We start from the raw sequence: 14,737 nt of genomic DNA, 5'->3' as shown, positions 1-14,737 counted from the left end.
ACTAGCCGCGGCCGGTGGGGGGTGGGCGGCTGCCCGCGCGGTAGGGGGCGGGCCAGGGGGCGGCCGGGCCCGCGTAGTCCTGTTCGGCGGCGGCGTGCAGGGTCCAGTGGGGGTCGTACAGGTGCGGGCGTCCCAGGGCGCACAGGTCCGCACGGCCCGCGAGCAGCAGGGAGTTGACGTCGTCCCACGAGGAGACCGCGCCCACGGCGATGACCGGGACGCCCAGTGCGTTGCGGATCCGGTCGGCGTAGGGGGTCTGGTAGGAGCGGCCGTACTCGGGCTCCTCCTCGGCGACGACCTGGCCGGTGGAGACGTCGATCGCGTCCGCGCCGTGGGCGGCGAAGGCCGCCGCGATGGCCACCGCCTCCTCGGCGGAGGTGCCGCCGGGCGCCCAGTCGGTCGCCGAGACGCGGACGGTCATGGGGCGGTCGGCGGGCCAGACCTCGCGGACCGCGTCGAAGACCTCCAGCGGGAAGCGCATCCGGGCGGCGGGCGAGCCGCCGTAGGCGTCGGTGCGGTGGTTGGTCAGCGGCGAGAGGAACCCGGAGAGCAGGTAGCCGTGGGCGCAGTGCAGTTCGAGCAGGTCGAAGCCGCAGCCGGCCGCGCGGACCGCGGCGTCCCTGAACAGGTCCCGTACACCGGCCAGTTCGGCGGCGCCCAGCTCGTGCGGGACCTGGGAGACGCCGGGCCGGTACGGGAGCGGGGAGGCGGCGACGAGCGGCCAGTTCGCGGTGCCCGCCCCGGGGTCGAGCGGTTCGTCCATGCCCTCCCACATGCGGCGGGTGGATCCCTTGCGGCCCGAGTGCCCGAGCTGGACGCCGAGCGCGGTGCCGGGCGCCGAGGTGTGCACGAAGTCGGCGATCCGGGTCCAGGCGGCGGCCTGTTCGTCGGTGTACAGGCCGGCGCAGCCGGGGGTGATCCGGCCCTCGGCGCCGACGCAGACCATCTCGGTCATGACCAGGCCCGCGCCGCCGAGGGCCCGCGCGCCGAGGTGGACGAGGTGGAGGTCGCCGGGGACGCCGTCGGTGGCGCTGTAGATGTCCATCGGGGAGACCACCACGCGGTTCCTCAGGGTCAGGCCGCGCAGCCGGTACGGGGTGAACATGGGCGGGGTCGCCGGGTCGGGGCAGCCGAAGTCCCGTTCGACGGCGCGGGTGAAGCGCTCGTCGCGCAGCCGCAGGTTGCCGTGGGTGACCCGGCGGCTGCGGGTCAGCAGGTTGAAGGCGAACTGCCGGGGCGGCTGGTCGACGTATCCGGCGAGTTCCTCGAACCAGCGCATGCTGGCGGCCGCCGCGCGCTGGGTGCTGGCGACGGCCGGGCGGCGCGCGGCCTCGTAGGCGGCGAGGGCGGCCGGCACGTCGGCGGGTTCGGGTCGTTCCCGGACGGCCTCGGCGAGGGCGAGGGCGTCCTCGACGGCGAGCTTGGTGCCCGAGCCGATGGAGAAGTGGGCGGTGTGCGCGGCGTCCCCGAGGAGGGTCACGTTCCCCTGGGACCAGCGGTCGTTGACGACCGTCCGGAAGGCCGTCCAGGCGGAGCGGTTGCCGCGCAGCGCGCGCCCGCGCAACGCCTCGCTGAAGGTCTTGGCGCAGCGGGAGGCCGATTCGGTCTCGTCGCAGAGGTCGAGCCCGGCGGCCCGCCAGACCTCCTCCCGCATCTCGACGATGACGGTCGAGGCGTCGGCGCGGTAGGGGTAGCCGTGCAGCTGCATGACGCCGTGTTCGGTCTCGGCGATCTCGAAGCGGAAGGCGTCGAAGGCGAAGTCGGCGGCGAGCCAGATGTACCGGCTGCGGCCGGTGTCCAGCCGGGGGCGGAAGGTGTCGGCCCCGGCCTCCCGGGTGGCGCTGTGCACTCCGTCGGCGGCGACGACCAGGTCGTACGTCGCCCCCAGCGCCTGGGCCGCGGGCAGTCGGGTGTGGAAGCGGAGCCGGACGCCCAGCTCGGCGCAGCGGGCGTGCAGGATCTCCAGGAGCCGGCGGCGGCCCAGGGCGGCGAAGCCGTGGCCGCCGGAGGTGAGGATCCGGCCGCGGTGGACGACGTCGACGTCGTCCCAGCGGACGAACTCGGCGGACAGGGCGGCGTAGACCTCGGTGTCGGCGCGTTCGATGCCGCCGAGGGTCTCGTCGGAGAGCACCACGCCGAAGCCGAAGGTGTCGTCGGCGGCGTTGGCCTCCCACACCTCGACCCGGTGTCCCTGCCGGGCCAGCAGAGCGGCGGCGTACAGTCCCCCCGGCCCCCCGCCCACGACAGCGACCTTCATGGCGCTACCTCCCCCTCCACTGGGGTGGCCGCTTCTCGGTGAAGGCGGCATGGAATTCGGCGTAGTCCGCGCCGTTCATCAACAGGGCCTGGGTGGCCGCGTCCAGCTCCACGGAGGCCGCCAGCGGCATGTCGAGTTCGGCGGTGAGCAGGGCCTTGGTCTGGGCGTGGGCGAGGGCGGGGCCGCCGGCGAGGCGCTCGGCGAGTTCGGCGGCGCGCTGGTCGGCCTTGCCCTCTTCGGTCAGTTCGCTGAGCAGGCCGATGCGTTCGGCCTCGGCGGCCCGGACGGTTTCGCCGAGCATCAGCAGTCGGGTGGCGTGGCCGAGTCCGACGACCCGGGGCAGCAGGTAGGCGGCGCCCATGTCGCCGCCGGAGAGGCCGACCCGGGTGAAGAGGAAGGCGAACCGGGCGGTGGGGTCGGCGATCCGGAAGTCGGCGGCGAGGGCGAGCACCGCACCCGCTCCGGCGGCTACCCCGTGTAGCGCGGCGATGACGGGGAAGGGGCATTCACGGATGGCCCGGACGACCTGTCCCGTCATCCGGTTGAAGTCGAGGAGCTGCGCGGTGTCCATCGCGAGCGTGGCGCCGATGATCTCGTCGACGTCGCCGCCGGAGCAGAAGCCGCGGCCTTCGCCGCCGAGCACGAGGGCGCGCACCGATCTCTCGCGGGAGAGTTCGGACAGCAGGTCGCGCAGGTCGGCGTAGGCGCCGAAGGTGAGCGCGTTCAGCTTGTCGGGACGGTCGAGGGTCACGGTGGCCACGCCGTCCTGGCGGGTCAACCGGATGTGGCGCCACCGTTCGGTGGCTGCTGCGGAACCGGTGAAGGGGCTCACACGGTGACCGTATCACCGGATCGTGACTGTCGTCAGGGAAACGCGACACAGGAGGGAGACGTCATGTCGGCACGACACGGGTCCGAAGGTCCCTCGCGGAGGGATCGCTGGTCCCCCGCGCTTGCGCCGGGGTGCCCTACGCCCCGGGAGTTCCACTTCGTATCGTTGAAACCAGGATCTCTTCGTCAGACCCCTCGCCAACCCCCTCGACGGAACGGACGGACGCGCATGCCCGACGCCTCCGCGTGGCGGATCACCCTTCCGCACACGACCGCGGCCGTACCGATCGCCCGCGCCCTGGTCCGCACCGCGCTGGCCGAGATCGAGGCGTCCGCGGACAGCGACACCGCCGAGCTGCTCACCGCCGAGCTGGTCGCCAACGCCGTCGAACACACCAGCCCCGACGCCCCCATCGAGCTCGTCGTGGAACTCCTGGCGAACGGCTGCCAGGTCGAGGTGCACGACGGCGACCCCCGACTCCCCGCGGACCTGCGCCCGCGGCAGCCGGACCCCTGGCAGGAGCACGGCCGCGGCCTGCTGCTGATCCGGGCCCTCAGCTCCGCCTGCGGCCACCGGGCCACCGCGCACGGCAAGGCCGTCTGGTTCACGCTGCCCGCGCGACCGCCCGCCGCCCTGCGCTGATCACGGCCGCGGCGGCTCGGCTGCGACTTCGACTACGGCTGCGACTTCGGCCACGACTACGGCTTCGCGAGCGTCGCGACCAGGACCGCCTTGATCGTGTGCAGGCGGTTCTCCGCCTCGTCGAAGACGACGGAGTGCGCGGATTCGAAGACCTCGTCCGTCACCTCCAGCGACTCCAGCCCGTGCTGCTCGTGGATCTCCCGGGCCACCTTGGTGCCCAGGTCGTGGAAGGCGGGCAGGCAGTGCATGAACTTGACGTCCGGGTTCCCCGTCGCGCGCAGCACGTCCATGGTCACGGCGTACGGCGACAGCGCCGCGATCCGCTCGTCCCAGACCTCCTTGGGCTCCCCCATGGAGACCCAGATGTCGGTGATGACGAAGTCGGCCTGGGCCACGCCCTCGGCGATCTCCTCGGTGAGGGTGATCCGGGCGCCGCTCGTGGCCGCGAGCTCGCGGGCGGCCGCCACGACCGACTCGGCGGGCCAGTAGGCGCGGGGCGCCACGATCCGCACGTCCATCCCGAGCAGGGCGCCGGTCACCAGATAGGAGTTGCCCATGTTGAAGCGGGCGTCGCCCAGGTAGGCGAAGGCGATCCGCTCCAGCGGCCGACCCGGGCAGTGCTCCGTCATGGTCAGGACGTCGGCGAGCATCTGCGTCGGGTGCCAGTCGTCGGTGAGCCCGTTGAAGACCGGGACACCGGCGTGCTCGGCCAGCTCTTCCACCGCGGCCTGGCTGTCGCCCCGGTACTCGATGCCGTCGAACATCCGGCCCAGCACCCGCGCGGTGTCCTTGACCGACTCCTTGTGGCCCATCTGCGAGCCGGAGGGGTCGAGGTACGTCGTGTGGGCGCCCTGGTCGGCGGCCGCCACCTCGAACGCGCAACGGGTGCGGGTGGAGGTCTTCTCGAAGATCAGCGCGATGTTGCGACCCCGGAGCCGGCGCTCCTCGACGCCCGCCCGCTTGGCGGCCTTGAGCTCGGCGGCCAGCGCGACCAGGCCGCGGAACTCGGCGGCGGTGAAGTCGAGCTCCTTGAGGAAACTGCGGCCGACGAGGTCGGTGGCCATGGGAAACGCTCCAGAGTCGCGGTGACAGGGGATACTGGAAGTCTATACGATCCTCTGCATTGATATACAGACCCCCGTATGCATCCCGCCCCCGCGACCGACGGCGGCCGCCCCCGCCCCCGGCCCCGCCCTCAGACCGCGTCGCGTTCGACGGGGCAGCTCATGCAGCGCGGCCCGCCGCGCCCCCGGCCCAGTTCGCTGCCCGGGATCTCGATCACCTCGATGCCCTCCTTGCGCAGGTGGGTGTTGGTCGTGACGTTGCGCTCGTAGGCGACCACCACGCCCGGCTCCACGGCCAGCACGTTGCAGCCGTCGTCCCACTGCTCCCGCTCCGCCGAGTGGACGTCCTGCGTGGCGGTGAGCACCCGGATGGAATCGAGTCCCAGAGCCGTCGCTATGGCCCGGTGCATGTGCTCCGGGGGGTGGTCGGTGACCTTGAGTTCCTGACCGTCGCCCCCCGGTTCGATCGTGTAGGAGCGGAGCATGCCGAGCCCCGCGTACTGGGTGAAGGTGTCCCCGTCGACCATCGTCATCACCGTGTCGAGGTGCATGAACGCCCGCCGCTTGGGCATGTCCAGCGCCACGATGGAGGTCGCCGAACCCGCGGCGAACAGGCCGCGCGCCAGCATCTCCACCGCCTGCGGGGTGGTCCGCTCGCTCATCCCGATCAACACGGCGCCGTTGCCGATGACCAGGACGTCGCCGCCCTCGATCGTCGAGGGGTAGTCGGCCTGGCCCTGGGTCCAGTAGTGGAAGGCGCCGGAGGCCGTGAAGAGGGGGTGGTGCTTGTAGATCGCCTCGAAGTGCACCGTCTCGCGCTGCCGGGCGGGCCAGCGCATCGCGTTGATGGACACGCCGTCGTAGATCCAGGCCGAGGTGTCGCGGGTGAAGAGGTGGTTCGGCAGCGGCCCGAGCAGGAAGTCGTCCAGTTCCAGGGCGTGGAAGCGCACCGAGACGGGCTCGTCGTGCCGCTCCAGGAACTCCCGCTTGGTCATCCCGCCGACCAGCGCATCGCCCAGTTCGGCGGAGGGCAGCGCCTCGAAGACGGTCCGCAGGTGGTCGGTGGCGAGGGGGCCGTACTCCTTCTCGTCGAAGACCCGGTCCAGCACGAGGCGGCGCGCCTCCGGGATGTCCAGGGATTCGCTCAACAGGTCACCGAAGAGGTGCACCTCCACGCCCCGGTCGCGCAGCACGTCCGCGAAACCGTCGTGCTCCTGCCGGGCCCGGCGCACCCACAGCACGTCGTCGAAGAGCAACGCGTCCTTGTTGCTCGGCGTCAGCCGCTTCAGCTCCAGATCGGGGCGGTGGAGGATGACGCGGCGGAGCCGCCCGGTCTCGGAGTCGACATGGAATCCCATGGCGTACACGTTCGCAGACCGGACGGCTTTTTGACGTGCCGTTGGCTCAGCGCAGGCCGAGCAGGGCCGAAGGGGCACCTCGCAGTTCCGGGGCGATCACTCCCAGCTTGGGGGCGACCACGTTCGGCAGGCCGAAGTTGTGCCCGTCGGGCATCGACAGGGGCGCTCCGACGATCACTCCGCCCGTGCGGGTGACCAGGTTCGTGGCGGGCGACTCGAGCGAACCCTCACCGTCGGTCTCGGGACGGCCCAGCAGGTTCGGCACCGGCGAGCTGATCCCGGTACGACCCAGCTCGGCGCCGATCGGGACGGTCGGCAGGAGCGGGGTGGGGAGCAGGTCCCCGGTGTGGTGCCGGGGCACGTCGGGCGCGCCCACGACCGGCACGGGCACCCCGGTGGCCACCCGCGGGGTGTCCACGCCGAGCGAGGTCTCCACGGCGTCGAGCGGGACACCCACCGGCACCGAGTCCGCGAGGGCCGGGCTCGCCGCACCCGCCGCGGCCATACAGGTCATGAGTGCCGCAAGGCTTCCGCGCGCGGTCATCTTCATATGTGACGTTCCGTCCTTCCAGGGTCGCGGACAATTCCGCTGCCCTGGAAGAACGATCCCGCCCGGTGTTTCCAGGGAGTTCCACGGCAAAGTTCCCCCATACGACCTAATCGGGAGCACGTGGGTTCACACGGATCGCGGCACCGGCCGACCGCTCACAGCCGTGGATCGACCGGTTCCGACTCCAGCGCCAGCACCGCGAAGACCGGCTCGTGCACCCGCCACAGCGGCTCGCCCGCGGCCAGTCGGTCCAGCGCCTCCAACCCGAGCGCGTACTCGCGCAGGGCGAGCGAGCGCTTGTGCCCGAGGAACCGCGCGCGCAGCCGCTCCAGGTGCTCCGGCCGCGTGTACTCGGGACCGTAGACGATCCGCAAGTACTCCCGCCCGCGCACCTTGAGCCCCGGCTGCACCAGCCGCGCGCGCCCGCCGCGCACGTACGCCGCCAGCGGTTTGACGACCATGCCCTCGCCGCCCTCCGTGGTGAGCCGCAGCCACCAGTCGGTGCCCGCCCGGACGGATTCCGCGTCGCCGGTGTCCACCAGGATCCGCTCGGTCCGGCGCAGCAGCGCGGCCTCGCCCGTCTCCTTCGCGCGCCGCTCGTCTGCCTCGACCAGCCGGTCCAGCCAGCGCAGTTGTTCGTCATGCGGGACGGCCGCCAGGGACCGGCCCGCGACCGCGAGCAGCTGGAAGGGGGCCAGCCGCACCCCGTCCAGGCCCTGCGTCGGCCAGCAGTAGCGCCGGTAGGCCTCGGTGAAGGCGGCGGCGTCGGCGGACCGCTGCCGCTGCCGGTCCGCGAGGTCGCCCACCTCCACACCGCGGGCCGCGGCCGCGTCCAGGGCGGCGAGCGCGTCGGGGAAGACGGCGCCGGCCGCCGCGCCCACGGCGGCGTACTGGTGGCGCAGCAGACCGGTGGACTTCAGCGACCAGGGCAGCAGTTCGCCGTCGAGGAGCATCCAGTCGGTGGCCAGCTCCTCCCACAGGCCGGCGCCGGTGACCGCGGCGCGCAGCCGTTCCAGCACCTCCTCGGTGAGGGCGGGATCGGTGAAGAAGGGCCGCCCGGTCCGGGTGTAGACGGAGCCGGTGACGCCGCCGGTGACGCCGAAGCGGGCCCGCGCCGCCGCGGCGTCCCGGCAGAGCAGCACCGTGGCGCGGGAGCCCATGTGCTTCTCCTCGCACACGACCCGTTCGACGCCGTCCGCGCGGTACTGCGCGAAGGCCTCGGCGGGGTGCTCCAGGTGGTCCTCCTCGGCGGACGCGGCGGTGGGGGCCATGGTCGGCGGGAGGTACGGGACGAGGCGCGGGTCCACCGCGAAGCGGCTCATCACCTCCAGGGCCGCCGCCGCGTTCTCCTCGCGCACGGTGACCCGGCCCAGGTGCCGGGTCTCCACCGTCCGGCGTCCCCGTACGTCGGCCAGGTCCAGCGGGCGGGCGTCCAGCCCGCCGGGTGCGTCGGCCACGAGGGGGCGCGCGGGCTCGTACCAGACCCGCTCGGCCGGTACGTCGACCAGCTCGCGCTCGGGCCAGCGCAGCGCGGTCATCCGGCCGCCGAAGACGACGCCGGTGTCGAGGCAGATGGTGTTGTTGATCCAGGTGGTGTCCGGGACCGGGGTGTGGCCGTAGACCACGGCGGCCCTGCCCCGGTAGTCCTCGGCCCACGGATAGCGCACGGGCAGCCCGAACTCGTCGGTCTCGCCGGTGGTTTCTCCGTACAGGGCGTGCGAGCGGACCCGGCCGGAGGTGCGGCCGTGGTACTTCTCGGGCAGACCGGCGTGCGCGACGACCAGCTTGCCGCCGTCGAGCACGTAGTGGCTGACCAGGCCCGCGATGAACTGCCGTACCCCGCGCACGAACTCCTCGTCCTCGCCGGCGAGCTGTTCGATGGTCTCGGCGAGGCCGTGGGTGTGCTGGACCTCGGCCCCCTTGAGGTAGCGGCCGAGCTTGTTCTCGTGGTTCCCGGGCACGCACAGGGCGTGGCCGGCCTCGACCATGCCCATCACGCGGCGCAGCACGCCGGGGCTGTCGGGGCCGCGGTCGACGAGGTCGCCGACGAAGACGGCGGTGCGGCCCTCGGGGTGGACCCCGTCCCGGTAGCCCAGTTCGGCGAGCAGGGTCTCCAGTTCGGAGGCGCAGCCGTGGACGTCACCGATGATGTCGAAGGGGCCGGTGAGGTGGGTGAGGTCGTTGTACCGCTTCTCCAGGACGACCTGGGCGGCGTCGACCTCCTCGACGGTGCGCAGGACGTGCACCTTGCGGAAGCCCTCGCGCTCCAGCCCGCGCAGCGAGCGGCGCAGGTCGCGCCGGTGGCGCTGGATGACCCGCCGGGGCAGCCCGGCCCGGTCGGGGCGCTCGGCGTTGCGCGCGGCGCACACCTCCTCGGGCAGGTCGAGGACGATCGCGAGGGGCAGCACGTCGTGGGCGCGGGCGAGCCGCACGAGCTCACGGCGGGCCTCCGGCTGGACGTTGGTGGCGTCGACGACGGTGAGCCGCCCGGCGGCGAGGCGCTTGCCCGCGATGTGGTGCAGGACCTCGAAGGCGTCCTTGCTGGCGCCCTGGTCGTTCTCGTCGTCGGCGACCAGGCCCCGGCAGACGTCGGAGGAGAGCACCTCGGTGGGCTTGAAGTGCTTGCGGGCGAAGGTGGACTTGCCCGAGCCGGTGGCCCCGATCAGGACGACGAGGCTGAGGTCGGTGACGGGCAGCGTGCGCGGTGCGGTGGCGGTCGTCGCCGCCGCTTCGGTGGTGCTCATGCGGTGTTGCCCTCCTTCGGGGCGGTGGTGGACGCGGGTGTTTCCCGCCGGTGGAAGACGGCCATCTGCGTGGGCGGGCCCACCTCGGGGTGGTCCGGGCCGACGGGCACGAAGTCCACGGCGTAGCCGAAGCGGGCGGCGACCCGCCCGGCCCAGTCGCGGAACTCGGCGCGGGTCCACTCGAAGCGGTGGTCCGCGTGCCGGACCGCCCCGGCGGGCAGCGTCTCCCAGCGGGCGTTGTACTCGACGTTGGGGGTGGTGACCAGGACCGTGCCGGGCCGGGCGGAGCCGAAGACGGCGTACTCCAGCGCGGGCAGCCGCGGCAGGTCGAGGTGCTCGATGACCTCGCTGAGCACGGCCGCGTCGTAGCCGGTCAACCGCTTGTCGGTGTAGGTGAGGGAGCCCTGCGTCAGCCGGACGCGCGCGCTCTGCCGCTCGCCCATCCGCTCCAGGTCCAGGCGCCGGGCGGCGATGGTCAGCGCCCGCACCGACACGTCCACGCCGACGATCTCGGTGAAGGACGCGTCCCCCATGAGGGCGCGGATCAACTGGCCCTGGCCGCAGCCGAGGTCGAGGACCCGGTGGGCGCCCGCGGCGCGCAGGGCGTCGAGGATCGCCGCGCGCCGCTGTACGGCGAGCGGCACGCACCAGTCGGCCTCCGGCGTCTCCCGCGGCGCGGGGTCGTCGAGTTCCTCGACCTCGCTGCCGTCGGACTCGGCGAGCCGGACCAGTTCCAGGCGTTCCAGCGCGTCCCGGGTGAGTCGCTTGGAGCGGGCCAGGTAGCGGCTGGTGATGATGCCGTGCTCGGGGTGCGCGGCGAGCCAACCGTCGCCGACCCGCAGCAGCTTGTCGACCTCGTCGGGGGCCACCCAGTAGTGCTTGGAGTCGTCGAGGACCGGCAGCAGGACGTAGAGCTGGCGCAGGGCGTCCGCGAGGCGCAGCTCCCCGTCGAGCACGAGGCGCACGTACCGGGAGTCGCCCCACTGCGGGAAGCGGGTGTCGAGGGGTACGGGCGTGGCCTCAATCGCGCTCCAGCCGAGCGGGCCGAAGAGCCGGCGGACCAGCTCCGGGCCGCCGCGCGCGGGCAGTACGGGGATCTCCACGCGCAACGGGCGCACCTGTTCGGTGAGTTCGGGGCGGGCGGCGCAGCGGGAGTTCAGCGCGCTGCGGAAGACGGCGCCGAGGGCGACGGCGAAGAGGGACGAGGCGGCGTAGGGGCGGTCGTTGACGTATTGCGCGAGCGCGGCGTCGGGCGCCCCGCCCCGACCCCGGCCCCGACCTCGGCGCACGAGGGCGACGGGGTCCACCTCCAGCAGCAGCGCCGCGGTGCAGCGCTCGGGCGTCGCCTCGGGGTAGAGGACGTGCGCGGTGCCGTGGGAGGTGCTGAACGCCTGTGCCTTCTGCGGGTGCTTGTGCAGCAGGAAGCCCAGGTCAGTGGCTGGTTTCTCGGCGTCGCCGGTGGTCGTGATCGTCATGAACATGCGCTTCAGTATGTGCAGCGCGCGCGAGCGCGGACAATGCGTTTTAGCGGCCGCGGATCCCTCGCGCGGCCGGTGCGGACGACCAGTGGAGGCGATCCCATCCCGACCCCTTCGGACCCCACGTCGGACCCCACGTCGGACCCCGCGCCGAAGGCCTTGCCGAAGGCCGCTCCGTCGCGGTGGGTGGTGAGGTCGGCGGTGGGGCCCGTGGTGCGGTCGGTGGTGCGTCGTCGGCGGGCCGCTCCCGCGCTCCTGGCGCTCGTCCTCCTCGCGGCCGGGGACGTCCGGGGTGCCTCCGGCGCCGCCGGTCGGCACGTGCCCGAGAGCGCGCGGGAGTACCTGGCGCGGGCGCTGGACGTGATGCAGGAACGTTCCGTGCACCGGAACGGGATCGACTGGCCCCGGGTGCGGCGGGACGCCCACGCGCGGGCCGCATCGGCGCGCACCCCGGCGGAGACCTATCCCGCGATCGTCGCGGCGCTCACGGACCTCGGCGACCACCACAGTTCCTTCCTCACCCGCACGGAGGCCGAGATCACCCTGGGCGGGACCGAGGACGCCGACGCCTTCGCCGGTCTCACCGGCCGCCGCCTGCCCGGCGCGGTGGGCTACCTGGCGCTCCCCGCCGTCGTCGGGTCCCCGAAGACCTTGGACCGGTACGTGCGCCAGGGGCGCGCCGCGGTCAAGGACGCGGAGCGGGAGGGAGCCGCCTGCGGGTGGATACTCGACCTGCGGCAGAACGGCGGCGGGAACGTGTGGCCGATGTTCGCCGTCGCGGCGCCGCTGCTGGGCGAGGGCGCGGTGGGGTCGTTCGTCTTCCCGGACGGCAGCCGCACGCCGTGGTACGTGAAGAACCGCAGGCCGGGCCTGAACGGCGAGGAGTCCCCCTGGGGGCCCTCGGATCCGGTGGGGACCCCGGACCCCGCGGTCGCCGTGCTGACCGACGGCGGGACCGCCAGCGCCGCCGAGGCCCTCCTCATCGCCTTCAAGGGCCGCCCGAACACCCGGACCTTCGGGAGCGCTACGTACGGCGTACCGACGGGCAACGACGGGTTCCCGCTCTCCGACGGCGCGGTCATCAACCTGACCACCGCGCTGGACGCCGACCGCGGCGGGCGGACCTACGATCGGGCGGTTCCGCCCGACGTGGAAGTCCCCACCTTCCGCCCGGACATCGGCACGGACCGCGACGAGCCCCTGCGGGCCGCGACCGGGTGGCTGACGGGCCGCGCCCCCTGTCGGCAGGGGTGACGCGGCCGCCGTTCAGCCGCTGGCCGCCAGGGCGGCGATCCGCCGCGGGCCCACTCCGCAGCAGCCGCCGATCAGGCGGGCGCCCGCGCGCCGCCAGTGCGCGACCGGCCAGTCGGCCGTGCCCGAGGCGTCGTTCGGGTACGCGAGCAGCGGTTTCGAGGTGGTGCGGGCCGCCGCTTCCAGGGCGGGCAGGACGTCGGACGCCGCGCAGCAGTTGACCCCGACCGCGATCACCTCGGGCGCGGCCGCCGCCAGGGCGAAGGCCTCGGCGAGCGGTTGGCCGGCCCGGGTGCGCTCCCCCGCCACCGTGTACGACAGCCAGGCCCGCGCCCCGGTCCCGGCCAGCAACGACAGCAGTGCCCGCGCCTCGTCGGTGTCCGGGACGGTCTCCAGGGCCAGGACGTCGGCCCCGGCCGCCAACAGGGCCTCGATGCGGGGGCGGTGGAAGTCGGCCAGCTCGCGCACGCTCAGCCCGTAGCGGCCGCGGTACTCGGAACGGTCCGCCAGCACGGCCCCGTAGGGGCCGACCGACGCCGCCACCCACACCTCGTGCTCCACGGCCCGCGCCGCCCGGTCGGCCAGTGTGACGGCCTCGCCCAGCAGGGCCGTGGTCCGGCGGCGGTCGTAGCCGTGGCGGGCGAAGGCCGCGTAGTCCACCTGGTAGCCGGCGGTGATCAGCACCTGGGCCCCCGCCCGCGCGTACGCCGTGTGCGCGGCGGCCACCTGCTCCGGCTGCTCGGCCAGCACGCGCGCCGACCACAGTCCGCCGGACAGGTCGCAGCCCTGGTCGGCGAGCTGGGTGCCGAGTCCGCCGTCCAGGGTCAACGTCCGCTCGCGCAGGGCGTCGGCCAGCGGGGTACGTGCGCGGGACATCGCGGGAGCTCCTCCTGCGGTGCGGGACGGCGGGCGAGGCGTCTCAGACGTGGTCGAAGGGTTCGGGATAGATGAATTCGCCCTGTATCGACCGATCGTATGCCGTCAGGGCGCGGACCTGGAAGGCGTCGCCCCAGCCCGGCTCCTGGCCGACGATGCCGAAGTCCGTGCTGGGGCGGAAGCCGTACCGCCCATACAGCTCGGGGTCACCGAGCACGACGACCAGCGGGAGGTCGAGGGCGTCCGCGGCGCCGAGCAGCGCGTGGACCAGGGCGCCGCCGACCCCGCGCCGCCGGTGCGCGGGGTGCACGCCGAGCAGGCTGATGTTCGCCGCCCTGGTGTCACCGATGCGGCCCCAGGAGCCGAGGGCGTATCCGACGACCTCGCCGTCGGCGTTCTCGGCCAGCAGCGACAGGGCCGGCAGCGCCCAGCCGCCGCCCCGCAGCGCGTCCGCCAGGGACACCTCGACGGGGACCTCGTCCTGCGGCTTGTAGGCGGCCGCGGCGGTCACGGCCCGGACGGCCGTCAGGTCGGCCGGGGTCACTCGTCTGATCAGCACGGACGCAGTCTGCCCGACCCGTCCGGAGCGCCCCGGTGGCGGGGTGCGTCGTCGTCGCGGCGCTTCCGCACCCCGGCCGGGTGAATCTGGGTCGACCGGAAGGGCCCCGCTCCGGCCGCGCCAGTGACCAGCGCCGAGGGGGATCGTTTGCTCGGACGGAGCCGGACCGCCCGGCCCGCGCGCCGGCGGCCTTCGCCAGCGCGTCCACCGCCCCCTTCCGCTTCCGGAAGGGCCAGGGCCGAGGAGGCCGCCATGTCCCACGAGTCCGTGCCAGAGCACCCCGGACAGACCGGACAGGCAGCAGAGCACCAGGCACACCAGGGCCACCAGGACCGCGGGGTTCCCGCGCAGGGCGGCGGAGCGCCCAAGGGGCTCCTGCAGCAGATGGAAGAGTTGATGGCGGCGCTGAACGCCGACCTCTCCGATCTCGACGCCGATCTCCAGTCCTCCGCGGGTCGCTCCGCGGGGACCATCGCGGCTCCCGGCCTCGCCGTCGAGAGCGAGCGGCCTTCCGGAGCCCGCTGAGCGGGCCCCCTGATCCCGTGGGTCCCGCCGCCCCGGTACGGCGGGACCTCGCCCGGCGGCAACCGCCGGACGGGTCCCCTCAGACCACGCCCGAGGCGGAACCCCGCTCGCGCACCGTCATCCGGCGCAGGATCGCCCGTACCCGGTCGCTCGACTCGTCCGCCGCGTCGATCGACTCTATGCACTGCCAGTACAGACCCTCGTCGTCCGTGGCACAGGCCACCCCGACGAGCGCTATGCCGACTTCGCCCAATAACGCCTGGAGCCCGAGCAGGCACTGGCGGACATCCGCCACCTCGGTCAACTGGGCCGCTCTCGGGGGATAGTCGGGCACCCGGCCCTCGCCGCGCACCGCGGCCCGATCGATCACCCCGCAGCCTCTGGTCCCCGCCTCCCCCAGGCCCCGGGCCTCCGCTCTCAGCTCCGGCGGCCCCGTGATGGCCAACCATCCCCCTATTCCCTGCGCGAGGGCCTGGGCCTGCCAGGCCTCGCCCACGATGTCCATCGCCGCCCCGCTCTGTGCCAGAGCATGTCGGCCGGCCGCGATCAGCCGTACCGCGTCCATATGCCGTCCCTCGTCCGCACGACACCCCGCTGTTCC

At 73.6% G+C, this 14,737-nt stretch carries 13 protein-coding genes; 3 read left to right on the top strand and 10 right to left on the bottom strand.

Annotated features, from left to right (window positions below; translation table 11 throughout):
* Position 1: 1 nt before the first annotated feature.
* Both ACFWAR_RS15670 and ACFWAR_RS15665 read right to left on the bottom strand, forming a co-directional pair.
* Positions 2 to 2,308: a bifunctional salicylyl-CoA 5-hydroxylase/oxidoreductase gene (locus ACFWAR_RS15670; RefSeq protein WP_385777250.1), complete on the bottom strand. Its 2,307-nt coding sequence runs from the start codon at positions 2,306 to 2,308 to the stop codon at positions 2 to 4.
* Positions 2,262 to 3,089 carry an enoyl-CoA hydratase family protein gene (locus ACFWAR_RS15665; protein WP_385777248.1) on the bottom strand — a complete coding sequence of 276 codons (828 nt, stop codon included), beginning with the start codon at positions 3,087 to 3,089 and terminating at the stop codon, positions 2,262 to 2,264. The genes ACFWAR_RS15670 and ACFWAR_RS15665 overlap by 47 nt, the downstream gene beginning before the upstream one ends.
* Before the next feature lie 228 nt (positions 3,090 to 3,317).
* Here ACFWAR_RS15665 and ACFWAR_RS15660 point away from each other — a divergent pair, with 228 nt between their 5' ends.
* On the top strand, positions 3,318 to 3,731 hold the full coding sequence (locus ACFWAR_RS15660) for an ATP-binding protein (RefSeq protein WP_385777245.1): 414 nt from the start codon (positions 3,318 to 3,320) through the stop codon (positions 3,729 to 3,731).
* Between the two features lie 56 nt (positions 3,732 to 3,787).
* Here ACFWAR_RS15660 and argF read toward each other — a convergent pair whose 3' ends face one another.
* The 5 genes from argF to ACFWAR_RS15635 form a co-directional block, all read right to left on the bottom strand.
* Positions 3,788 to 4,795, bottom strand: coding sequence for an ornithine carbamoyltransferase (gene argF, locus ACFWAR_RS15655; protein WP_385777242.1), 1,008 nt, complete (start codon positions 4,793 to 4,795; stop codon positions 3,788 to 3,790).
* Between the two features lie 131 nt (positions 4,796 to 4,926).
* Positions 4,927 to 6,153 carry an arginine deiminase gene (locus tag ACFWAR_RS15650; RefSeq protein WP_385777240.1) on the bottom strand — a complete coding sequence of 409 codons (1,227 nt, stop codon included), beginning with the start codon at positions 6,151 to 6,153 and terminating at the stop codon, positions 4,927 to 4,929.
* Between the two features lie 46 nt (positions 6,154 to 6,199).
* The gene (locus tag ACFWAR_RS15645; RefSeq protein ID WP_385777238.1) at positions 6,200 to 6,667 is read right to left on the bottom strand and encodes a hypothetical protein; all 468 of its coding nucleotides are present in this window, start codon (positions 6,665 to 6,667) and stop codon (positions 6,200 to 6,202) included.
* Positions 6,668 to 6,858: 191 nt separating this feature from the next.
* Positions 6,859 to 9,447, bottom strand: coding sequence for a polynucleotide kinase-phosphatase (locus ACFWAR_RS15640; RefSeq protein ID WP_385777236.1), 2,589 nt, complete (start codon positions 9,445 to 9,447; stop codon positions 6,859 to 6,861).
* Entirely contained in the window at positions 9,444 to 10,928 is a 1,485-nt protein-coding gene (locus ACFWAR_RS15635) for a 3' terminal RNA ribose 2'-O-methyltransferase Hen1 (RefSeq protein WP_385777234.1), read from the bottom strand. The genes ACFWAR_RS15640 and ACFWAR_RS15635 overlap by 4 nt, the downstream gene beginning before the upstream one ends.
* A gap of 219 nt (positions 10,929 to 11,147) precedes the next feature.
* On the opposite strand from ACFWAR_RS15635, the gene ACFWAR_RS15630 reads away from it, so the two are divergent.
* The gene (locus ACFWAR_RS15630) at positions 11,148 to 12,179 is read left to right on the top strand and encodes a S41 family peptidase (protein ID WP_385777232.1); all 1,032 of its coding nucleotides are present in this window, start codon (positions 11,148 to 11,150) and stop codon (positions 12,177 to 12,179) included.
* Between the two features lie 12 nt (positions 12,180 to 12,191).
* On the opposite strand, the gene mmuM is transcribed toward ACFWAR_RS15630, so the two are convergent.
* The gene (mmuM, locus tag ACFWAR_RS15625) at positions 12,192 to 13,052 is read right to left on the bottom strand and encodes a homocysteine S-methyltransferase (protein WP_385777228.1); all 861 of its coding nucleotides are present in this window, start codon (positions 13,050 to 13,052) and stop codon (positions 12,192 to 12,194) included.
* Between the two features lie 43 nt (positions 13,053 to 13,095).
* The gene (locus ACFWAR_RS15620; protein WP_385777226.1) at positions 13,096 to 13,611 is read right to left on the bottom strand and encodes a GNAT family N-acetyltransferase; all 516 of its coding nucleotides are present in this window, start codon (positions 13,609 to 13,611) and stop codon (positions 13,096 to 13,098) included.
* Between the two features lie 252 nt (positions 13,612 to 13,863).
* Between ACFWAR_RS15620 and ACFWAR_RS15615 the strand changes: the two genes are divergently transcribed.
* Positions 13,864 to 14,136, top strand: coding sequence for a hypothetical protein (locus tag ACFWAR_RS15615; protein ID WP_385777225.1), 273 nt, complete (start codon positions 13,864 to 13,866; stop codon positions 14,134 to 14,136).
* 79 nt (positions 14,137 to 14,215) lie between these two features.
* On the opposite strand, the gene ACFWAR_RS15610 is transcribed toward ACFWAR_RS15615, so the two are convergent.
* Positions 14,216 to 14,701 carry a DUF6099 family protein gene (locus ACFWAR_RS15610; RefSeq protein WP_385777223.1) on the bottom strand — a complete coding sequence of 162 codons (486 nt, stop codon included), beginning with the start codon at positions 14,699 to 14,701 and terminating at the stop codon, positions 14,216 to 14,218.
* Between the last annotated feature and the right edge of the window lie 36 nt (positions 14,702 to 14,737).

This window comes from Streptomyces sp. NPDC059917 (genome assembly GCF_042730635.1).
Lineage (GTDB): Bacteria > Actinomycetota > Actinomycetes > Streptomycetales > Streptomycetaceae > Streptomyces.
This window is presented reverse-complemented; position numbering and strand designations above follow the sequence as displayed.